Source organism: Candidatus Defluviilinea proxima (genome assembly GCA_016721115.1).
Classification (GTDB): domain Bacteria; phylum Chloroflexota; class Anaerolineae; order Anaerolineales; family Villigracilaceae; genus Defluviilinea; species Defluviilinea proxima.
Window position 1 is genome coordinate 3,997,631 of the sequence record JADKIW010000001.1, and the last position, 22,717, is coordinate 4,020,347.

The following is a 22,717-nucleotide window of genomic DNA, read 5'->3' on the forward strand; positions in this document are numbered from 1 at the left end:
AGTTAAACAAAAAAAGGGTTTTGGTAATTTTACCAAAACCCTTTCATCAGACTTTTTTACTTCAGGCTGTGGCGTAGACCTTCGAGCTTGCCTGCGACTGAACCGTCGAGGACCTTGCCGCCAATCTTGACGACCAGGCCGCCGAGGATAGCGGGGTCAACTTTGAAGGAAATTTCTTTCGCATCGAAACTCTTCTTGACAGTTGCTTGCTCGTCGCTGGTGAGGGGCAACGCGCTGGTGACTTCGGCGGCATCGCCTTTGAACTCGCCTTCAACCACGACCACCTTACCAGACTTCACGCCGGAGAAGAACTCATCAAGCAAGGCACGCTGTTTCTTCTCATCCAATGCTTCGCCGACCAATTTGTTCGCGGCGGCGATGGCCAAGGATGCAACCTGACCGCGCAGGTCACCAAGAACGCGAGCGCGTTCGAGCTCGGCTTCGGCAACGGCGGCTTCACGAGCCTTGACAGCCTCAGCTTCAACAGCGGCTTTCACGTCCTTGCCTGCGGAGGCGGCACGTTCGGTGGCTTCTGCCACGATCTTGCCAGCTTCCACATTTGCCTTGGAAATGATACTTGCCGCTTCTTTTTCGGCATTTGCGCGGGCTTCTGCGGCCACACGGGCATCTTCGAGGCCCTGTGCAATTTTCTGTTTGCGGGTCTCCATCATGTTCAACATGGGCTGATAGACCCAAGCGTTCAATGTCAGAAAAACAATGATGAACGCAATAATTTGAACGATGAGCAGACCGAGATTAATACCAAGTGCTTCCATCTGTTGCTCCTATTCGATTACACGACTTTGAAGAGCATGAGGAACGCGATAACCAAACAGTAGATCGCGATCGCTTCAGAGAACGCGATGCCAAGGATCATGTTGGTCAGCAAGTTACCGTAGGTATCTGGGTTACGCGCCATACCGGTAAGCGCACCTTGCACACTCAAACCGATACCAATACCTGCGCCAGCGGCGCCGATCATCGCGAGCCCTGCGCCCACGTAGCGCATCGCATCCAAAAGAAATTGTCCATCCATATTACAAGCCTCCTTAGGGTTATCCTGTTATTGATTAGATTAGTGTGCTTCTGCGTGTTCGTCGCCGTGACCTTGCGTGGCCTGCGCCATGAAGACCATCGTCAACATACCGAACACGAACGCCTGGATGACGCCCACGAACAATTCGAACATCATCACCATTGCGGGCAAAATGGAAATCTTGCCCAACAAGCCCGCAACGATCGCCACGAGCACGATACCTGCGAACATATTACCGAAAAGACGGAAGGCAAACGAAAGGATCTTGGACAATTCCGAGATCAACTCCAGCAAGCCGACCAAAAAGTCCATTGCGCCGAAGAACGGGACCTTGAACATGCGCTTCGTATTGAAGAACTTGCTCAGATACCCAAGGCCCTGCGCACGGAAACCGATCACCTGGATCATCACCACTGCAATCAACGCAAGTGATACGGTGAAGTTCAAGTCTACAGAAATACCACGAAAGAATGGAGCCAAAATGTAATCATGGCTCAATTCAGGGCCATAGATTTGCCAACCATGTAACTCGCTTCCGTGTTCACCGCCATGAGGATGCAAAACACCAATCGATTCAAAGCCAGGAATCAACTTGAGCAGGTTTGCAAACAACACATAAATCATGATCGTCGCAAACCAAGGGAAGATCATTTTGGCATACTTACCTGCTGAACCTTCGGTCAGGTTATAGAGCATTTCCAAAATAGCTTCCATGAGATTGCCAATGCCGCGCGGCACAAGATCGGTTTGTGCGCTCTGCTTCAACGAACGGTTGGTGAAAAACGCAATCACGATCAGCAGAACAAGAGTCACAGCCAAGGTAGGAATAGTATTCACTAAATACAAAGGACCAAAGCCGAGGAAATTTTCGACAATTGGCTCTTCGATCAGTTTTTCTGCGGCAACCGTGATCTCGGGTTGTACAGGCACAAAAATGCCGCCCAAAATAAAACCTGCGATCATTAGTACCAGCACGACCCATCGGCGCCAGGGTCTTCGTGTTTCTTTTTCCAAAATCCGCCTCCTATGACGAAATCTATTTTTCTTTTTCCAGATCTTCTTTCATCCGTGCCAGTGTTTTGCGCCCGACGTTCAACATTACGAGCACCGACACGGGAATTCCTGCAAACAACAAAGCCAGCGTAATCACCGGCTTTGTATCAAAAATTTTGTCCAGCCACAATCCTGCGAACACCGAGACAAGGATGATAACCAATGTCAGGCATCCCATTTGCCCGATCAGCACGATCAACAGGTTCGTCAGGATGCTCCTGCCTTTTTGTTCTGATTGTGTCATGTTGCACGATTATAAACGACAGGCTAAAGGTATGTCAAACAACAAATATGACGAGTTACGTCCGCTTCCTTTTTGGACCTTTAGCCTGCCTTCGGTTACAAAAATCCTTTTCCTACACGACAAAAATCCTACGCCCAGCGTGGATCCTTTAGAACAGATTCAACGCCGCCGCATCTGACCAACTAAACCACGGGGCAAATACGGTACCCACCAATATCACACCGGCCACCAACACTACCAAAGCGATCATATACGGGCGGGATAGCGGAACTGGATGATTTTCCTCGTCTTCGTTCGGCATGCGATAGAGATACACATACTTCAACACGTTGAGATAGTAGTACACACCGATGATCGAGTTAAGGATACCGACAATGACCAACCAGGTATAACCAGCCTGCACACCTGCGGCAAAGACAAAGACCTTCGCCACAAAGCCACCGAACGGAGGCATGCCCGCCAATGAAAGGAACGCGGCCAACATCATCAAACCCAACAACGGCGAGCGGCGACTGAGACCTGCATAATCTTTGATCTCATCTGAACCAGTTACACGACTGAATGCCATGACGATACCGAAGGCCAACAGGTTCGTGGCAATATAGGCCGCAAGGTAAAAGACAACACTTGCTGCACCCAACTGTGACAATGCAACGACACCGATCAATGTGTATCCTGCATGCGCAATGGATGAATACGCAAGCAGGCGTTTGATATTGGTCTGTTGAAGAGTGAGCAGGTTACCCACTGTCATTGTGGTGGCAGACAGTACCGCAATTGCCAATGTCCACGAGACGGCGTAATCAGGGAATGCCACAAAGAACAAGCGGACCAACACAGCAAAACCCGCAGCTTTTGAAGCAGTCGAAAGGAAGCCAGAGACTGGTGTCGGCGCACCTTCGTACACATCTGGTGCCCAAAAGTGGAACGGCACAAGCGAAACCTTGAAACCGAGTCCCACAAGGATGAGGGCCAATACACCGAAAGCGGTGACGAGCGGCAGATTGCCAGCCTTCAACATGTCCGCGAGTTGATAGATGTTTGTTGTTCCAGAGAAGCCGAAGACAAGACTAAACCCATACAACATGATGGTGGATGTCAACGCGCCGAAGAGCAAATACTTGAAACCAGCCTCTGTGGACTTATCGTCCGCGAGCATGAAGCCGGAGAGAATGTAAAGCGGGATCGAGGTAGTTTCGATCGCAAGGTAGAGCATGACCAAATCGGAGGAAACAGCCATCAGGTTCATGCCCAGAAGCGAGGCGAGAAGCAAAAGATACGCTTCGCCACGATGACCGATCTTCTCGTTATCCATGAAAAGAAGGGCTGTCGCCGCTCCTGCAAACATGAACAACATCTTGAAGAAAAAGCCAAGCCAGTCAAAGCGCACCATGCCGCCAAGCGTCATCGTGGGCTCGCCCGGTCGGGCGAAGAGCAGGCTGACGATCATCGCAAGAAGTAAACCGCCAGCAGTGAGCCAACCTACGTTACGGCGTTTCTCTTCCTTCCAGAACGGCTCAACCACAAGGATGAGGATGCCGATGACGAGGATCAGAATTTCAGGGAGGATGGATGCGAACATTGTGGAAGTGAACATTTAGAGACCTCCCATCTGTAGAATATCTGTAATATGTTTCACCCCTGTTTGCACCATGGGCACCATCAAGCTCGGGAACAAACCGATGCCGATCATCAAAAGACAAAGTGTGGCGATGGCAATCTTATCTAGAACCGTGATATCGCCGACATGCCCTTCAAGATTTGCAGGAAGTTCACTGAAGAACACCTTGCGAATGTTGATCATGATATACGCCGCAGTGATGACGATGGAAATACTGGCGATCACAGCAACGAGCCAACGCGTTTCCCAAACGCCCATGAAGATCGGGAACTCAGCTACAAAGCCGGAGAACATGGGCATACCCATTGAGACAAGACCGCCGATGATGAAGCCTACGCCAGCAAAGGGCATGATCTTCATCATGCCGCCTAATTCAGGGATCATACGCGTGTGCGCCCGGTCATAGATCATGCCGGTGACGGCAAAGAACAGAGCCGTCATCACACCATGTGAGAACATTTGCACACCCGCACCGATCAGACCGTTACGATTGAGGGTTGAAAGGCCGAGAACCACAAGCCCCATGTGTGAAACGGACGAGAAGCCGATCATATATTTCATGTCGGTTTGAACAAAGGCAATATAAGCGCCGTAGACTACAGCCACACCCGCGAAGAGCATGATGAGCCACGACCAATACTTTGCCCCTTCAGGCAAAAGCATGATTCCCACACGCAACGCGGCGAACGCACCAAGTTTCATCAACACGCCTGCATGGAACATGGACACTGCCGTTGGTGCGGCCACATGACCATCTGGTGACCAGTTATGGAAGGGCCAGATACCGCCCAAAACTGCAAAGCCAAAGAAGACCGGCAAGAACCATGCAATTTGGAACGCGGACGAAAAACCGGCCTTTTCCATGAGGAGCATATCAAAAGAGAGAACGCCCGTATTCTTGTATTGCAACCAATACATAGCCAACGCACCGACCAATGCCACCACCGAACCGATGAACAGGTACAGGGTCAGCTTCATAGCCGCGTATTCGCGGGTCTTCACCCAACCCCAAATCACAATGAGCAGGTACATCGGGAAGACCGCGATCTCATAGAAGAAGAACAACATGAACAGGTCAAGGGAAACGAACACGCCAAACACACCGCCCGCCAACAGGAACAGGAAGGCGAAGAATTCACGTGGACGATCTTGAATGCCTGCTTTGACATGTGGATCTTCATCGCCCCACGAGATAAGCACACCTGTAAACATGACGATACCGGTCAACAGGACAAGAGGGGTGCTCATACCGTCTACACCTAAGTGCAGGCCGATGCCAAGCGCAGGGAGCCAACGATAGGTTTCCTCAAACTGATAACCAATCATGTTCCGAGTCAAATATTGCACATAGACCCAGATCGAAAGGATCAAGGCAAACGTTGCTGCCGCAAGAGCAACAGCACGGATTTCGTTCCTCCGTTGGGCAGGCATCATCAAAATGATCAATGCCGCAACCATCGGTGTAAACGTGATGACGCTAAGGACAGGAAAATTCATCATCCACCTCTTAGAAAAGCATGACAACGGCTTTGTTGATCACGTCCAATATCCACATGGGATACAGACCGATCCACAAGATTAGCGCCATGAGCGGGACCATGACAATGATCTCGCGTGCGTTGATCTCGGTCAACTTATGCTCGCCGTGCGCCCAATGTTCGTTCATGGGACCATGCAATACTTTCTTGATTCCCTTCAAAATATACGCGCCTGTGAAGAGCAGTCCGATCATGGCAACTGCTGTGTAGATCGCCATCACAGACACGGAATTGACTCCGACACCAAATGCACCTCGCACCACCAGGAACTCGGAAATAAAACCGTTGAGTCCGGGCAGTCCAAGTGACGCCATGCTGGTGAAGATCAAAATCCCACCATAGACTGGGACAAGCGGGAACAGGCCGCCGAACTCTTCGAGGTTGCGTGTGTGTGTCCGTTCGTAGATGACGCCGACCAGGAAGAACATGCCCGCCGCTGAAAGGCCGTGATTGAACATCTGGAGGATGGCTCCGTTCAAAGCGATCCGCGCGTCATCTGTCCCGACGGCGAAAGCTGCTGCAGCGATACCGAGCACTACGAACCCCATATGGTTGACCGAGGAATACGCGACCAGTCGTTTGAAGTCCGTTTGGGCGTAGGAGGCAAAAGCGCCAAAGACGATCGCGGCAACCGCAAGGAATGCCAACGCACCAGCATAGACCTTCGCCTGCTCAGGATACAGTGGCAGGATCAAGCGCAAGAAACCATATGCTCCCAGTTTGAGCAGAACACCCGCAAGGATCATTGAGCCAGCGGTCGGGGCTTCGGTGTGCGCATCGGGCAACCATGTGTGGAAAGGCCAAAGCGGAACTTTGACCGCAAACGCAATCACGAACGCCCAGAAGGCCACCGTCTTGACCGTCGCCGCAGGGATACCAGCAATTGGAGCTGAATATACGGACCACTGAGCGGTGATCACTTGCAGGTCATAGGTCTTGAACAAAACGCCAAGCAACTGCACCGCAAGTAACAGTCCGAGCGAACCGCCCATGGTGTAGATCATGAATTTGAGCGAGGCGTAGTTGCGGTTCGCGCTCCCCCACTGGTTGATGAGGAAGTACATCGGGACAAGTCCAACTTCCCAGAAGACGAAGAAGACCAGCAAGTCAATAGAAGTGAACACACCGAGCATGCCTGTCTCGAGGAAGAGGAACAGCATCATATACGCTTTGGTGCGGTCATTGATGCCGAACGAGGCCAGGATCGCAAGCGGGGTCAGGAAGGTCGTAAGCAAAACCATCGAGAGTGAGAGGCCATCCACACCGAGGTGCAGGGATGAACCAATGGCAGCGTACCATGTGTATGATTTTTCAAATTGATATCCTGGTTGAGATGCATTGAAACTGAACCACAAAACCAGTGACAACACAAACGTAACAAGGCTCGCGCCCAACGCAAACCACTTGTGGAGTTTCGCCTCATCCTTTGGCAGGAAGAGCATCACAAGCGCAGAGAGCGCGGGGAAGAACAAGATCGTTGCAAGAAGATGAGTAGAGATGAAATCCATCATTTACTCCTTAAGCCAGCACAAAGAAGTACAACACTGCGCCGATGATGATGAAAGTCACCAGAGCAAACATGAGGTACTGCTGGACGCGTCCAGTTTGGATGGCACGTAATTTGCCACCAAACCAATACGTGACATCTGCCGAGCCGTCACCTATGAAGCGATTGATAACGGGCAGGTCAAATTTGTTGCGGATGAATGAACCAATCCCACCCGTCGTTGGACCAAAGATATGCAAGATGCCGTCGATCACACCCTGATCCATGAATTTATAGACCACGTTTTCGGAGAACCAGTAGATCGGTTTAACGAAGACAGCGTCGTAGATCTCATCGAAGTAATACTTGTTCTTGAGAAATGGGATCTGGAGTCTATCTTCGCTAACAGAGTTTAAATTGCGATAAACGAGATAGCCAAGTGTGAGGCCGCCGAGGGCAACAACTAGAGAAGTCAGGAATGGCACCCAACTAAATACAACGGCTTCAGGGTGTTCTGCCAGAGTACCACCGACAAATTCATGGAACCAACTGGGAGAAAGGCGTAAGCCAAGAAAATCTTCAGGGATGCCGACCCAGCCAAAAGTCACAGCAAAGAACGAGAGGACGACAAGAGGAGCTGTCATTGTCCAGGGAGTCTCCTGCGCATGTTCAGCTTCTTTTGTACGCGGCTCTCCAAGGAAAGTCAAAGTGATCTGGCGCATGGTGTAAAAGGCAGTCAGGAGTGCGGCGAAAGCCAGCGTAACGAAGACCGCCATGTGACCATGCCCGAAGGCATCCGCAAAGATCTCGTCCTTCGACCAAAAGCCCGCAGTAATAAGCGGGAAACCTGAAAGCGCGAAGCCACCTATCAGGAACGTCCAGAATGTGATGGGCATCTTGTGACGAAGGCCGCCCATGTTGTACATATCCTGTGGGTCCACATCATGGTTGCCTGTGTGCAGGACACCATGCTCCATACCGTGGATGACAGAACCGGAGCCAAGGAAGAGCAACGCCTTGAAGAAGGCGTGAGTGACAAGGTGGAATGTTGCAGCAACATAAGCACCGATACCGAGCGCGGCGATCATGAAGCCAAGTTGCGAGATCGTGGAATAAGCCAACACACGTTTGATGTCATTTTGCGCCAGAGCGATGGTCGCGGCGAAGATGGCTGTAAATGCGCCAATGAACGCGACAATCGTCATCGTTGTCGTAAGTTCATGCCCGTGAAAATCGGCAGTGAGAAGCGGGAACATGCGGATGACCGCATACACACCCGCAGACACCATCGTCGCCGCATGGATCATGGCACTGACCGGAGTCGGGCCTTCCATGGCGTCGGGCAACCACACATGCAAAGGCCACTGTGCAGACTTGCCGACTGTGCCGATAAAGAGCAACAAGGCAATAAAGCCAGAGACCGTCATGCCGAAATATGTTGTGTTTTCAGCAAGCATATGGAGCGTTTCTTCCGTAAAGATCTCACGGAAGGAAAGTGTGCCCGTCACACTATAAAGGTAGGAAATACCCAACAACATAAACACATCACCGATACGGGTGGTCATAAAAGCTTTGACTGCCGCATTACGTGCGGACGGTTTGCCGTACCAGAAACCGATCAACAAGTAAGAACACAAGCCCATGATCTCCCAACCCACAAACATTGTGAGCAGGTTGTCGGAAACCACGAGTACATACATACCGAAAGCGAACAAACCGAGAAATGCAAAGAAGCGCGAGTACATCGGCTCAACGGAAGGCACTACATGTTTGTGTCCGTGTTCTTCCACAGTCGCACCGTGAGGCGGCAAACCTTTGTGGTCATGGTCGCCTTTAGGTTGACCGAAGTTGTGATACCCAACGCTATACAAAAAGATCATGAAGATCGTTATGGACACAAAGAACAACATCACTGCGCCAAGCGGATCGATCAACACGCCGATCTTGAGCCATGTATTTCCAGTTGGTAACCAGTTGATCGCAGACTCAAATGGATGTTCGCCGAGGTGTTCCACGTGGGTTGCCTGCCAGAAAACATACCAACTTGCCAACCACGAAAAGATCGCCGCCCCCACGCCAATCGTGTGGCTCAACACCTTGCTCTTGTTCGTAAATAACACGATCAAAAAGAATGCCAATACAGGTGGGAGTGGAATTAACCAGATCAATGTTTCAGTTGTCATATATTCCCTACCACTTCATCATGTCGATATCGTCTGCCACCACCGTGTTACGACGACGATATACAGAGATCACCAATGCAAGGCCCACAGCCACTTCCGCCGCGGCCACTGCAAAGACGATAATGGCAAATACCTGTCCCGCCATCTGCGTCACGTTTCCGTAGCGCCAAAACGCGGCAAGATTGATATTCACCGCATTGAGCATCAACTCAACGCCCAACAGGATCGCAACTGCATTGCGCCTTGAAAGCACGCCAAACAGACCAATACAAAAAAGAGCGGCCGCAAAAATTAGATACCAGGAAATTGGAACCATCGTTTGCGCCTCCTATTTCTCAGACTTCCCGGAGCGGGGATTGAACGCAACATAAACCGCACCGACTAACGCCGCCACCAACAGGACGGATGCAACTTCGAACGGCAGGACATATCCCGTAGGCGACGTAAGCGCATTACCCAACTCAGAGATCGCGTCAAAACCGGACGGGTAAGCTGGTGCTGTCGACGACATGCCGCTCCAACCCTGAAGCAGGAAGAACAACCCGCCAAAAGTGAGTACAGCCAGCAATGCGCCGAACCACCAGTTCTTATTATGCTGAGGGCCAGAGTCACGCATGTCTTTGCGAGTGAGCATCACCGCAAAGATGAAAAGAATGGCAATGGCTCCGATATACACCACCACTTGAACCACAGCCAGGAAACTTGCATTCAACAAGGTGTAGACGATTGCCACACCGAACAAGGTCGCCACCAGCCACAACGCGGCATGGATGAGATTACGCGTTACCACCACCATGAAACCAGAACCAAGTGTGACAAGCGCAACGATTATGAATACGATCTGATCAGGAGTCATATTTATATTTGCTCCATTTAGTGATGTGCAACTTCTACAACAGGTTTTGGCCCTTCGATCCGCTCGCGTTCCTTACGGCTGTAAGAGCGTACGATCTCAAGCGCAACCCATGCGACCACAATATTCGAGAGGAACATGCCGGAGATGTAAAGCCAGCTTGGGGTTTCAGCGAGAAGCGCATTCATCAACGCTGTCACCATCAAAAGGACAAACGCCAGCGGCGTCAGGAACTTCCAGTTGAAGGCCAACATATGGTCAATGCGGATACGAAGCAGTGTGTACTTAATCCACATGATTACCCAGTAACCAACAAAAGCCTTAGCAACGAGTACTGCTATCGCCAGAAATGGGCTCACCTTCTCCAAGCCAAAGAAACGATACCCACCGAAGAACATGATCGCCAGAAAACCACCAAAGGTGAAGGCATGTAGAAGTTCGCCCGCATAGAACATACCGAACTTCATGCCAGAATACTCAACGTTATAACCAGAGACCAATTCTGATTCACCTTCAGCCATATCAAAGGGAGCACGTCCCAATTCGGCAATGGCCGCGATCAAAAAGATCAACGCACCAAGAGGAGAAAGGAAGAAATACCAAATGTTCTGTGCATCGATAATTGCCGCTGTTCCCATCGAACCTGCAAAAATGGTTGGGATCAGCATCACGGCCAACATCGGCACTTCAAACGAGATCATCACCGCCACCTGACGAAACGCGCCGATCAAGGCAAATTTATTATTCGATGACCAACCCGCCATAATGATCGAAAGCGTACCGATGGCACCTGCGGCAATGATGTACAACACACCGATGTTCAAATCCACGCCAAGCATCTTGGGGGCCAATGGCCCCACGGCCCACAAGATCAACACAGACATCATTGAAAGCATCGGCGCAAGGTTATACACAACCTTGTCCGCATTACCAGGTGTAGTATCTTCCTTGATCATCAGTTTGATGATGTCGGCAAACGGCTGGATCAAGCCGAATGGTCCCAAGCGATTGGGGCCAATGCGATCTTGAAAGCGGGCCACCACTTTACGCTCAACCCACACCAGAGCAATGTCTAGCACCATCAAAACACTGATCAGAATCAAAACGCCGAGAAAGCCGATCAAGATCTGGGCGGCAAGTTCGGGCATGCCCCAACTTCCGAAGATACCCATCAACCAATCTGCGGCAACTTCGAGAGGGTCTTTCCAAAAGCTCATGAGTTACTCCTGTTAGAGAAAGAAAAGGCTGAATGGATTTTTTCCAATCAGCCTTTTCTGCGATTACATAAGATTTATGCCCACTCCAACATCCCTTTGCGCCAGGTGTAAACCAACCCTGCAACAAGGATGAGGATGAAGACAATACCTTCAATAACAGCGAACAGGCCCAAAGAGTCGAGTTTCACTGCCCAGGGGAACAGAAAAACTGTTTCCACATCAAACACCAAAAAAACAAGCGCAAAAATATAATATTGCGCTTTGAACTGTACCCAGCTATCGCCGACAGTTTCGATACCACATTCATAAGTTGATTGCTTGATGGGATTGGGCTTTTTCGGATTTAAAATCCAAGCCACTACAATTGCACCGACTGGGATAATTAGCCCGACAACAAAGAACAAGCCAACAAAAATCCACGGACTCATATATTCTCCATCGTAATTTGTCTAACAACGCTCAAAATTGTACCATAAAGAACAAATGCCCCGCATTGAATGCATGTCAACATTTTAGGTGATTTTCATCCTATATTTTATTTTTTACGTTTTCTTCTGCCAATAAGAAACTTGACGATATCTTCAAAGAACGGGAAGCCAACCACCGCCCCAACCAGGGACCCGATCCCCCCAAGAGTTCGCACAACCTTCGCAGGCAGGCCGAGGAAATTCACCGCTTCGATCTCGACAAGTTGAGCTGATACTGTATTTCGGCTTTCTTCCCCGCTGACTTTATCCACGAACCGCAGATAGAACCAGACCGTCCCGCGATACACTCCCACTTCAAGTGGGCGGACACTCCAATAGAAGTTGATGGATTGTCCCTTCGAGAGCGGTTGGCTGATCAACTCCGGCGGAGAGACTTGCATCCCTGCTACATCAAATTTTGTTTCAGCAATTACATTGTGCGTTTCATATAAGTTCGGGATTTCAATCACATCTCCGGTGACTACATTCCCTCCGACTTGTGCGGTTGGCGTGATATTGCCGAGGTCATCCACTTCAAGCGTCAAACGGATTCGATCTGAATCTCCCGCGCGGATCTGCGATGGGAATTCCAACGTGAGTCTGCGCCGCTCGGGAATGGATGGTAAAGCTGTCGACGGAGAGTCGCTGGCAGAAGGTGTTGCAAGAACTGATTTTGTCGGAGAAATTATAGGGGCTGGCTGATCACCAGGTACACCGACTCCGCTACAGGCAAGAACAGCCAGGGATACAATCATCCACACGGCGAAAACACGAAAAATGACGCGGGGAGAAAAAGGCATCTTGTTCACGAAACAGGGTTCGGGTAAATAAGAAGCGAGGTCGGTGTCGGCAATTGCAGATTGGAAGGAGAGACGGGCTGAGTCAGTATCGTTCGATCCAACGGTTTATAAGCCCAGATCAACAAAGCGATGGACACCGCCAGAATCAAAACACCGAGAATGACCCGAATACGCCTTATCATTGATCCACTTCTTCCACCTCGGTATACCAGCGAATGCGTGTGCCGAGTTGGTCACGGAATTTCCAGAAAAGGTTTTTGTTGATGGCCTTAAGCGTGCGTTGAATACGATGGACGCGGCGCAGGACAATTTGCTTTTCTTCTGCAGTGAGATCGAGCTCTTCGTGGAGGAGAATATTCTCAACGCGTGTGAAGTTGATGGATATGGTTTTATACAAACCCCAATACCGTATGCAAAGCCGTGCAATGCGATGCAAGTTGATCTTCTTGTGATCGTCGCGCCCAAGTTCGTTGTTGAGTAATAACGAAATGATATCGAGCGCATCTTTGCGATTGAGTTCAAGGATCTGCGCCTTTGATAATAACAATTCAGCCAGAGGGACAGTGACAGGATCGGCCCCCAAACGTTTCTGCAACGGGAGCTTGTGGCACATTTCAAAGTCGCCGACAAAGACGTCAATGCGACGGCCTGTCAGCGAGTCCACAAAGATCTGACGACGTGCGCCATTGAGAATGTTGAATTCACGGTCGGGAATGTATCCCATCTCTTTGAAGAAAGGGGAAAGTTTACGGCGCGCTTTTTTATGTACTACAAAATCAATGTCGGGATATTCACGCGTAAAGGCCTGCCGTTGTAAAGGGCTATGGACACGAACGGCCAATCCACCGATCACACGCATGTCGATTGCGTTGGAGCGGGCGGCATCCATCAAGCGATTCATTTCAAGTACGATCTCTGGTTGTGTTGTCATTACGAGTATCACCTATAGCCTATTCTCATGGAGTACGGGCTATTTTACTCCGTACTCCATGAGAATTTATTTCTTATGCCTTACAGTTACTCAACCGGGATCTCAGACTGGACCTTATTCATATCAATACCGCCTTTTTTGCGGTACGCTCTGAAACCAAAGTAGATAATTGTTGCCAACACATACATGGAGCCCATGTAGATCAATGAAGGAAGATTCTTCACACCTGCTTCATTGATGGAATACCCAATACCATATAAAGCGTTCGGGTCGAAGATCCATTGGTAGAGCAGGAAGACAAGAAAACTGCCGAAGATCACACCTGCAACCGTGATCAAGGGAATGCCAAGCACATTGTATTTGGCAATCGGGGAAGACTTGTAAAGATCAGGTTTTGTGTACGGAAGGATGATCGCGGAAATCGTTGTACCGAGATAGGTCACCGCAATGACGAGCGTGGAGCACAAGGTCAATGAAGCGAAGTTCGCGATATTGAACGAGAAGAGATACGCAACAAGAATGGAAGGTACCACCATCAACAATAAAGCATTGACCGGCGTGCCGGTGCGCTCATCCACTTCTGCAACTTTTTCGGGGAGTAGACGATCGAAAGCGGCGGCAAAGATCACACGTGTGGAGGAAAGGAACACAGTTCCGCACCAACCGAACCACCACAGGCTCATCAATCCAACGACAAGGAATTGAACGAGTTTATTGGTGGTCAGGAAAGCCGCAAGCAAAGCTGGGTACGGCCAGAAAGGCAGGGCCACATCCGCGCCATACCAGACATGGTTCCACCATGCGGCACCGGCTTGTACGTAAAAATCCCAGCCAACGGTTTTGCGGATTGCAAATAATACAATCATGGCAAGGACGGTGGTCACACCAAGCGCCCATCCCATACCGGAAATGTTGCGTTTGAAATCGGTAGCGCCACGTACTTCACCATAAAGAGTTGCGCCCCAATTCGGCCACAAATTGAAGAACACGAGATACGGCAAGACAAGGAACACTGCCGCAAACTTTCCACCACTAAAAGGAGTTGCTGCGCCGGCATCGGTCCCAAGTTGAACGGTGGCATCATATGCACCGGGTTGAGCACCGAACATCGCAGTAGCATTTGCTTCAAGGCCAGCCTTGAAAGCTTCGTTGGAGCCGGTCAGCAACAAGACGATCACGATGAGCAATCCCAACACGCCACCATAGAACGAATATTTCTGGATCTTGGCATATGTTTTCATGCCAAGGGTAATGAATAGACTCACGATCGCAAGTGTGATCAATGAAGCGACAAAAGAACCGGTCTGCGTGCCAGCGAACCAAAGAGCGGTGTCCTTTGCGCCAAGGACGGCAAGCAACGGCACCAACACGATGTGACGGAACATATCGCCATACAACGGAACCCACAACCACAGAATAAACCACCAGCCCGTGACTGCGAGGATGAAGCCCACTGCGCCACCGAGAATACGGCTCTGCCAGACATAATCGCCGCCCGAACGAGGCATGACAGCGATCAACCCGGCATACACAATAACTTCAAAGAAGATGATGATCGCGCTCACGATCAACGCGTTGATCATCCCGCCCTCGAAATAGTACATCTGACTAAAGCTGTACAAACCGAGTGTAACGAGATTGATGGAAAAGAACGCGTAAATGAACGCGTCCATGACAGACCATGAACGTACCAGGCCGGTCGCCTTGCGGACAAACAAATTACTCATAAAGACTCCTCCTTAGGGAAGTTTGGTTAACTTACTGTAAATCATTAACACACAAAATCCAAAATAGTTAACCTGAGGTTAATACATAATTTTCGATCTTGTTCTTGCCCAAGGACACAATTGCACCAAGCAAGGTTCCCTGTTCGTACATGGAGCCGGGGTTGATGCATAGGGTCTTGCCAATACGGGTCGAGCCGCGCCCTTCGTGGATATGCCCATGCAAGCTGAGTAACGGCTTCGTCTCTTCAATTGCTTTTCGTAATGCTGTCGAGCCGACCGGTTTCAACGCCTGCCCTGCCAACACAGGCCGCAGATATTTGTCCAGTTCCGGCGCTTCATCAAGACCAGATTTATACGGAGGCACATGGATGTTGAAGATGGCATTGCGCGGATCTTTGAGTTGGGAGATCATCGCTTCATACCGGACCTTGAGCTGGTCCTCGTCCTCTTCACGATGCGTATCCCAAGGCGTTCTGTTCGACCAACCCGATGCGATCATTTCGTGATGTTCATCAAGGGGAGTCACAAGCCCCTCGGCCAGAATCACCCGTCGGGAAGCACGAACGATCGCGTCCACTTCATCCATATCATCGTTGCCCGGACAGCAATAGACTTTCATATCGGTGCCATCCAGTTTTTTGTCAGCGAGAGCCATCCATTGCTCAACGACTTTGAGAACTTCTTGCAAAAATATTTGGCTGACGCGCTCAGGATCTTTTTCCAATTCGGCGATCTCATCAGGCGTCGTGAGATATGGATAATATCCACGGCTTCGCACACGCTTCTGCATGTCCGCGAGTTCTTCTTCATTAGTCACCGGGAAATCCTGTTCGAGGAGTGTCACTTTGTAATTCTTTCCACCTTGATGAATGAAAGGCACAACCGCTTTGCCCGTCATATCACCACCAAGAATCAGTACGTCCACTCCATAAAATTTCCCCGCATTCAAAAACTTGCTCCAACAAATGTCCGACCCATGAATATCTGTGGCAAAAAATAGTTTTGTCACTTGCACATCCTTTGGCTTGGAATGATTATTACCCTATTATTATACACGCCGGAGAATGGAATTCTTATGATATAGTATGCCCCCGATTGCAAATTACAATACCCACGGTCACAAATGGCGCTTTCCACCTTTTGAAAAAACGCCGTTTGTGACCGAGTGCGGTATATTCATCGAGGTTATATATGCACGACCCAATTTTGATCAACATCACGGGCATGGATAGACCCGGCATCACAGCATCTGTCACAGAATTGTTGGCGGGGTACGATGTCAATATATTGGATATCGGCCAATCGGTCATTCACGACGCGCTTTCGTTGGGAATGCTGATCCAGATCCCCACACAGATCTCAGACGAGCAGATCGTGTTGGATGCTATCCAAAAGAAAATTGACGAATTGCAAATGAACATTCGATTCGTCAAGATCGATAGTGAAAGTTATTCTCAGTGGGTGGGGCAACAAGGCAAGGGACGACACATTGTCACTTTGTTAGCAAGGCGTATCTCAGCCTATCACATCGGCCGACTGGCTCGTATCGTTGCAGATAACGGTTTGAACATCGACAAGATCGCACGTCTCTCTGGTCGCATTCCCCTGGAAGCAGTTGGCTCTGACGGCCAAGCTTGCGTGGAATTCTCCCTGCGTGGACATGTCACAGACCTGCCCGTTTTACGCCGTAAGTTCATGGAACTTGCTGATGAGATCGAAGTGGACATCGCCTATCAAGAGAACAATGTCTACCGTCGTAATCGTCGCCTCGTGGCTTTCGATATGGACTCAACATTGATCCAAGCCGAGGTGATCGACGAACTTGCCAAACGTGCAGGCGTTGGCAAACAAGTGGCCGAGATCACAGAACGTGCAATGCGCGGAGAACTTAAGTTCAAAGAAAGCTTTCGTGAACGCGTGGCGTTGCTCAAAGGTCTGCCGGAGTCTGCTTTAGCAGAAGTGGCCGCGACTCTAAAATATACCGACGGACTTGAGAGACTTATGACCACGTTGAAAAAGCTGGGATACAAGACCGTCATTCTCTCCGGTGGGTTCACGTATTTCGGTCGTGCTCTGCAAAGAAAATTTGGCTTTGACTATGTCTTCGCGAACGACCTCGAGATCGAAGAGGGAATCGTCACAGGCAGAGTAGTATCCGAGATCGTGGATGGTGAGCGCAAGGCGTCTTTGTTGGAAAGTATCGCTCAACACGAAGGCTTTTCCTTGGAGCAAACCATCGCAGTCGGCGATGGAGCCAATGATCTGCCGATGTTGAGTAAAGCTGGTCTTGGCATCGCCTTCAACGCCAAACCGATCGTCAAGAAATCGGCCAAACAATCACTGAGTTCCTTTGGCATTGATGGCATCCTGTATTTGATGGGCCTTTCAGAAAAAGAAACAAAATAATAAAGTCGCTTGACGCATGTTAACCCCAATGGTATCCTTGCTTTCAATGTTCAACAACATTCGCACCAACGACAACACCAATACTACTCGTACCGATAATTCGGTGACAGGGCGTTGGTGCTTGGCAAGTGAACAGTAACGAACAGGTTCACCCAAAAGTAGGTACACCAAAACGCCCCGAGCACATCGGGGCGTTATTTTTTACCCCCACCCGCCTTTGGCACCCTCCCCCAAATACGACGAACTTCAGTCGTATTTGGGGGAGGGACAAGGGGAGGGGGCTTAAGGAGAAAACACTATGTCCATTTCCAACGCCACGCCAGTTTTCGCACTCGATGAAAAGAATCTCATTCCCGTCAGTGACCATCTCAAGCAAATGGCAGACATTCCACCGTCGCGCATGTTCCTCATCAACAAATCGTTGAAGGTATATGTGGAGAAGAATCCCGGTGCGAAAGTATTTGATGCATCACAAGGTGATGGAGGCGCTTCACTGCCCGGGACCCCCAAGCCGATCCTCGAACGCGCGCTTCAACTTCAACTGGAGCATGGTACGGCTTACGATATGCCGTTCGGCACCGACGCCTATCGCAAGGCCGTTATCGAACAATATTGGAAGTTAGACTCCTCGTCAGGCTGGGGACCAGCCAATGTGCTCGGCACCGCAGGCGGACGTGATGCCCTCGTCAAAGCGTATCAAGCGATGATGGCGCTCGGCTACGGACGTCAAGGTGACCTCATCATGGTTTCGCGCGTGCCGTGGATCTCCTACAACTGGGGACCATACGGAGTTGGCGCAAATGTCCTTTGGGCACCGGGCGATCCTGCGCAAGGATGGGCTTATTCCGAAGAGGCGATTCGGGAAAGCGTGAAGTTCGCCGAATCAAAGGGACGCAAGATCGCAGGCCTCGTCATCACGAACCCCGATAACCCCACAGGCCTGACCATATCGCCTGAAAAGCAAGCATTACTCGCAAAGACAGCTCTCGAGGCAGGTGTAGGCTTCGTTTTCTTCGATTGGATGTATCACTACGTCACCGACGAGTCCCCCATGGACTTGAACTCCTTCCTCAAGTTCTTCACGCCTGAAGAACGCAGGCGCATCATGTTCCTCGATGGCATCACCAAATCGCTCGGCGGATCCAACATCCGCAACTGCCACCTCATCGCGGATGAGGCCGTCATCAAGTTCATCACGGCGCGTTCTTCGCACACGGTCATCCCACCGTTCTTCTCATTGGCTGTTGCCATGGCCGCCTACGAAATGGGATTCACCGAAGCCGCCAAGACCATCATCGAACCCACCAATGCCAGCCGCGTGGTTTTGAAAAAGCTCCTCGCCGAAAGCAACATGCAACACATCATTGGCAAAGGCTATTACGCCTTCATCAACGTCGGTGACTATATCAAAGCTAAAGGCTGGGCAGACACAGAACCCCTCGGTCAATATCTAGCCGAGAATCACGGAGTTGCCGTTGTCCCTGGCGCATTCTTCTCCCCCTTTGGCGGCGAATGGATTCGTTTCTCCTACGCCACGCCATCTGAAAGAACCGAAGGCGCATTCAAGCGGTTGATGGAAGGGTTAAATTCGTTGAAAGGTTAGCTTTTAATAATATCCTGGTGGTTGAGTAGCCCTGCAGGTTTTGCGCAGGGCTACTCAACCACCATATAAGCAAAAGTATTTCCGTTATTGGTGGTTTCGATACGGGCGGGAAAAACATCCGCCCTACTCAACCACCAAAGTATGTATCAAACATCATTTTTTATTGGAAACCTTATGCCTCAACAATTCGCCGACAAATACCTCCTCGCTCTCGAACAAGCCATCAAAGAAAAACCACAAAGCGGACTTAACGGGTTCGAACAGGAATGGAATCTGCTCGATGAAGAACTGCGTCCTTTGTTGACTGTGGGCGCGGGGCCGAGCCAACATTCGTTCGTGGATTATCTGTTGGCCGAATGTGTTCCGCATTGGCAGGCACAGTTCAGTCAGCTTGAGGTCTTTCACTGGATGATCGAATGGGCCACACGCCCGTATTACAGCGCACGCGGCGCGATCTACGAAGCCCGACTCATGGAAGCCTCGCTCATCAACGCACTACATCGCGCGGGCGTCAACTTCGGCGAACGGTTGCATTACTGGCATGGTAATCTGCTCTCCATCACCGATATCGGTCATCATTCCATCCCGGGCAATTGGAGCATCGCCAAACGCCGTTATCTCGAAAAATGCGTGGATATCTACGGCGACACGCTCGCCACCACCGGCATCCACAGCAACCTTTCGCTCCCCGATCCGCTCTTCGCATGGGACTTCGTCCACCTCTCGCCCACTGAACGCGGCGATAAGCACCTCGATGAATTCAAGTCTGAGTTCTACATCACCGCCACACGACTCCTGCGTGCGTTCGCGTCGCTTTTCGTGGCGACCACTGCCTCGACGCCGCTGCAGGCCCAGGTCCGCGATGGACGCGCTGTTATCGCGTTGACAGAATTCGATTCGGTGCGAAATCTCACATTCCCGAATCCGCCGTCGATCGATCTTCCCGATCTCTATCGTTCGTACAATGATTACCTGCAAATTTCCTACGACCTCGTGCGGCGCGGAGTCCGTTTTGGAAATAACAATTGGACTCCCATCCGCGCCCGAAGTTTTGCCGAACCCGTTGAGCGGATCATTTCAACGACGAGCGATCAACTCGCTTCTCTCTACGCTCGAGGTCTGTTTTCTGCTGGACAGCCTACACCACCCGATGAGATGGCTCTGCAAATTGAAAAGCAAAACCTGATGGCGCGCATCAACCTGCCAATGGGACGTGTGGAAGTGCGCACCGATGAAGGCGGACATTCGCTCGACCTCGACATCGCCAACTTAACCTTCAAACATCTTCTGCTTCTGCGCATCTACTCCGACCCAACCTTTGCACGTTCGTTCCGTTACGACCGCGAAGACATCACTCGTGCACGTGCCAACGAAAACGCCGCCGCAAAATATGGGTTGCGTGCCGAGATCGAAAACCCATTGACTGGCAAACCCATGTCTGTACGCGCCTTCCTCAAATGGACTCTAGGTGAGCTTAAACCATTGGCTAAAGCATTGAACTTGTGGAACGACTTAACGCCGCTCATCGAAATGTCTGAAGGCGGACACAACACATCCGAGAAAATGCGCGCACGTTTGCACGCTTCGCGAGAATTGGGGGCAAGCGACGAAGTACCGTTGAGCGTGTTGCGAGATTTTCTTTCGGAGCATGAAGCGGACGTCAAAGCTGACGTGGAACGTATCGCATCCGATCACGGTTCGCTCGGTTCGGACTCAACAAAGATCGCTGAGTTCATTCAACGCTCGCGCGATGACATTCGCCAAACTCCAAGCGCACCGATCCGATTCCGTTCGCGACCACAGGCCGCAATCGAAATTTCATATCCCGATAAAACATCCGAGATCCTTGGTCTTGCCCAACAACTGATTCGCATCCCGTCTGTCACTGCATCACCTAACGAAAGACTCGACGAAGTCCATCGCGCAGGCTCGTTGATCGATGATTACTTGAAGAGCGCAGGCTTGGAGACGAGATTCTTCGACGGGAAGTATCCTGCGGTGTACGCAAAATTTCCCGCGCTGACATCGTACCCACAGGGTAGCGGAGGCGGAGCCGCAGTCGAAGCGCAACGCACAGATGAAATCCTGCTCACCGGCCACTTCGACGTTGTTGAACCTGAGCCCGACGACTCGCAATTCATCCCGCGCATCGAAGGTGATTATCTATGGGGTCGCGGCGCCGCAGACATGAAGACCGTCGTCGCCACGTATCTGGTTTGGATGAAGGATATGATGGCCTCTCGTAGGGGCGAAGCAATGCTTCGCCCCTACCCAAACATTGCGCTTCTCCTCGTCGGCAACGAAGAGAACGGAGAAGCCGAAGCATGGGGCACGCCGCATGTGATGAAAGAGTTAGCAAAGACTTCCGAAGTCTATACACCAGCCCTCTTCATCGCAGGCGAACGGACCGGTGAAAAAGGGACTGAACTCTTTGGCGAGATCTGCGTGGAAAATCGCGGCGTGATGCGCTTCAACGTGATCGCGCGTGGAGAGAAAGGTCACAGCGGCGTGGCAGGGACCGGCGACTTAAGCGAGAAACTCATTGCTGCGCGTTCTGCATTGAACGAACTCTTCGCCAAACATCTCACGCTTAAGTCCGCAGACGGATGGCAATCGCAAGCGAAATTCCCATTCATCAATGTGGGCACAACGGGCGTATACAACGTCACTGCTGCGGAAGGGATTCTAGGTGTGGAGATCCGTCCCATCCCGCAGGATGATGTTCTCGGTCTACGGGTATCGGTCGAGTCGTATTGTCAAGCAAACGGACTCGAAGTTAAATTCTCCGTGATGGAAAACGGCGTGGCATGTGACCCGAATAATCCAGCGTTGAAAGCGTTGATCGAAGCAGTCAAACAGGCGTCGGGTGGAGTCGAAGCGAAGATCGGGAGGAAGTTACCCGGCACCAGTGCACGATTCGCCCCGGGCGGACAGGCCGTAGTGTGGGGTCAAACAGGGTTTGGTCCACATGCAAAAGACGAGCGGCACTTCATCCCCAGCATCGAGCCATATTACAAGTCATTGAATGAATTAGCAAAACTTTGGAAGTAACGCAATTTTTGTTATGCAAACTTACGTGGATTTGGTTGTAGAATGAAAAGAAAAGGAGCGACCCGTGGGTGAAAAAAGAAAAGAAGAACGCAAAAGATTAATGGCATTCACTCCCGCTTATGCAGTCAACCCGCGGGTTCTGTTGGGATACGTTGAAGACCTGAATGTATTGGGCGCGATGATGATCGGCGAGAAGCCGATGGAGCCAGATACATCGTTGACACTGGAGATCAATTTCCCTGATGATTTGCCCGAGATCCCAAACCCACGCATGCGACTCCCCGTGCGGGTGGCATGGTGCAGGGACGAGAACAACCACCGTTATTACGACATCGGCTTCGAGTTTACCGATCTGAAACCTGATGAAAAACAAGTCATCGAAGTCATCTTGAGACGTTTCGAATTTCGCCATGAATACCCATCTTTGCGAGTGGATTAATAATTAAGAATACGGTCTTGTGTTAAATCAAAAAGGCGGATGAACAAATCCGCCTTTTTGAT

General features: G+C 50.6%; 21 protein-coding genes. 4 read left to right on the top strand and 17 right to left on the bottom strand.

Features of this window, described 5'->3' with window-relative positions:
- Positions 1-56: 56 nt before the first annotated feature.
- From atpF to IPP66_18640, 17 genes are all read right to left on the bottom strand, one after another.
- A complete protein-coding gene (atpF, locus tag IPP66_18560; GenBank protein MBK9927276.1) occupies positions 57-776 on the bottom strand; it encodes a F0F1 ATP synthase subunit B in 720 nt (239 codons plus the stop codon).
- Positions 777-793: 17 nt separating this feature from the next.
- On the bottom strand, positions 794-1,036 hold the full coding sequence (gene atpE / locus IPP66_18565; protein MBK9927277.1) for an ATP synthase F0 subunit C: 243 nt from the start codon (positions 1,034-1,036) through the stop codon (positions 794-796).
- Between the two features lie 39 nt (positions 1,037-1,075).
- Positions 1,076-2,050 (bottom strand): F0F1 ATP synthase subunit A, encoded by a 975-nt coding sequence (gene atpB, locus IPP66_18570; protein ID MBK9927278.1) that lies wholly within the window; start codon positions 2,048-2,050, stop codon positions 1,076-1,078.
- A gap of 22 nt (positions 2,051-2,072) precedes the next feature.
- On the bottom strand, positions 2,073-2,333 hold the full coding sequence (locus tag IPP66_18575) for an AtpZ/AtpI family protein (GenBank protein MBK9927279.1): 261 nt from the start codon (positions 2,331-2,333) through the stop codon (positions 2,073-2,075).
- Between the two features lie 148 nt (positions 2,334-2,481).
- Complete coding sequence (locus IPP66_18580; GenBank protein MBK9927280.1) at positions 2,482-3,930, bottom strand: NADH-quinone oxidoreductase subunit N; 1,449 nt, start codon at positions 3,928-3,930, stop codon at positions 2,482-2,484.
- Positions 3,931-5,454 carry an NADH-quinone oxidoreductase subunit M gene (locus IPP66_18585; GenBank protein ID MBK9927281.1) on the bottom strand — a complete coding sequence of 508 codons (1,524 nt, stop codon included), beginning with the start codon at positions 5,452-5,454 and terminating at the stop codon, positions 3,931-3,933. It abuts the gene before it with no gap.
- A 7-nt stretch (positions 5,455-5,461) separates the two neighbouring features.
- Positions 5,462-7,003: an NADH-quinone oxidoreductase subunit M gene (locus IPP66_18590; GenBank protein ID MBK9927282.1), complete on the bottom strand. Its 1,542-nt coding sequence runs from the start codon at positions 7,001-7,003 to the stop codon at positions 5,462-5,464.
- 7 nt (positions 7,004-7,010) lie between these two features.
- Positions 7,011-9,161, bottom strand: a complete 2,151-nt coding sequence (nuoL, locus tag IPP66_18595; protein MBK9927283.1) for an NADH-quinone oxidoreductase subunit L — start codon at positions 9,159-9,161, stop codon at positions 7,011-7,013.
- Between the two features lie 7 nt (positions 9,162-9,168).
- Positions 9,169-9,477 (bottom strand): NADH-quinone oxidoreductase subunit NuoK, encoded by a 309-nt coding sequence (nuoK, locus tag IPP66_18600; GenBank protein ID MBK9927284.1) that lies wholly within the window; start codon positions 9,475-9,477, stop codon positions 9,169-9,171.
- 12 nt (positions 9,478-9,489) lie between these two features.
- A complete protein-coding gene (locus IPP66_18605; protein MBK9927285.1) occupies positions 9,490-10,017 on the bottom strand; it encodes an NADH-quinone oxidoreductase subunit J in 528 nt (175 codons plus the stop codon).
- Between the two features lie 17 nt (positions 10,018-10,034).
- Positions 10,035-11,231, bottom strand: coding sequence for an NADH-quinone oxidoreductase subunit H (locus tag IPP66_18610; protein ID MBK9927286.1), 1,197 nt, complete (start codon positions 11,229-11,231; stop codon positions 10,035-10,037).
- 74 nt (positions 11,232-11,305) lie between these two features.
- Positions 11,306-11,659, bottom strand: coding sequence for an NADH-quinone oxidoreductase subunit A (ndhC, locus tag IPP66_18615; protein ID MBK9927287.1), 354 nt, complete (start codon positions 11,657-11,659; stop codon positions 11,306-11,308).
- Between the two features lie 107 nt (positions 11,660-11,766).
- A complete protein-coding gene (locus IPP66_18620) occupies positions 11,767-12,498 on the bottom strand; it encodes a hypothetical protein (protein ID MBK9927288.1) in 732 nt (243 codons plus the stop codon).
- 5 nt (positions 12,499-12,503) lie between these two features.
- Positions 12,504-12,680 (bottom strand): hypothetical protein, encoded by a 177-nt coding sequence (locus IPP66_18625; protein ID MBK9927289.1) that lies wholly within the window; start codon positions 12,678-12,680, stop codon positions 12,504-12,506.
- The gene (locus IPP66_18630; protein MBK9927290.1) at positions 12,677-13,429 is read right to left on the bottom strand and encodes a hypothetical protein; all 753 of its coding nucleotides are present in this window, start codon (positions 13,427-13,429) and stop codon (positions 12,677-12,679) included. The genes IPP66_18625 and IPP66_18630 overlap by 4 nt, the downstream gene beginning before the upstream one ends.
- An 86-nt stretch (positions 13,430-13,515) precedes the next feature.
- A complete protein-coding gene (locus tag IPP66_18635) occupies positions 13,516-15,156 on the bottom strand; it encodes an APC family permease (GenBank protein MBK9927291.1) in 1,641 nt (546 codons plus the stop codon).
- Between the two features lie 67 nt (positions 15,157-15,223).
- A complete protein-coding gene (locus IPP66_18640; GenBank protein MBK9927292.1) occupies positions 15,224-16,165 on the bottom strand; it encodes a metallophosphoesterase in 942 nt (313 codons plus the stop codon).
- A 182-nt stretch (positions 16,166-16,347) separates the two neighbouring features.
- Between IPP66_18640 and serB the strand changes: the two genes are divergently transcribed.
- The 4 genes from serB (at position 16,348) to IPP66_18660 (ending at position 22,655) form a co-directional block, all read left to right on the top strand.
- Positions 16,348-17,562 (top strand): phosphoserine phosphatase SerB, encoded by a 1,215-nt coding sequence (serB, locus tag IPP66_18645; GenBank protein ID MBK9927293.1) that lies wholly within the window; start codon positions 16,348-16,350, stop codon positions 17,560-17,562.
- A 298-nt stretch (positions 17,563-17,860) separates the two neighbouring features.
- Complete coding sequence (locus tag IPP66_18650; protein MBK9927294.1) at positions 17,861-19,165, top strand: aminotransferase class I/II-fold pyridoxal phosphate-dependent enzyme; 1,305 nt, start codon at positions 17,861-17,863, stop codon at positions 19,163-19,165.
- Between the two features lie 174 nt (positions 19,166-19,339).
- Positions 19,340-22,216 (top strand): M20/M25/M40 family metallo-hydrolase, encoded by a 2,877-nt coding sequence (locus tag IPP66_18655; protein MBK9927295.1) that lies wholly within the window; start codon positions 19,340-19,342, stop codon positions 22,214-22,216.
- 64 nt (positions 22,217-22,280) lie between these two features.
- Positions 22,281-22,655, top strand: a complete 375-nt coding sequence (locus tag IPP66_18660; protein MBK9927296.1) for a PilZ domain-containing protein — start codon at positions 22,281-22,283, stop codon at positions 22,653-22,655.
- Positions 22,656-22,717: the final 62 nt, after the last annotated feature.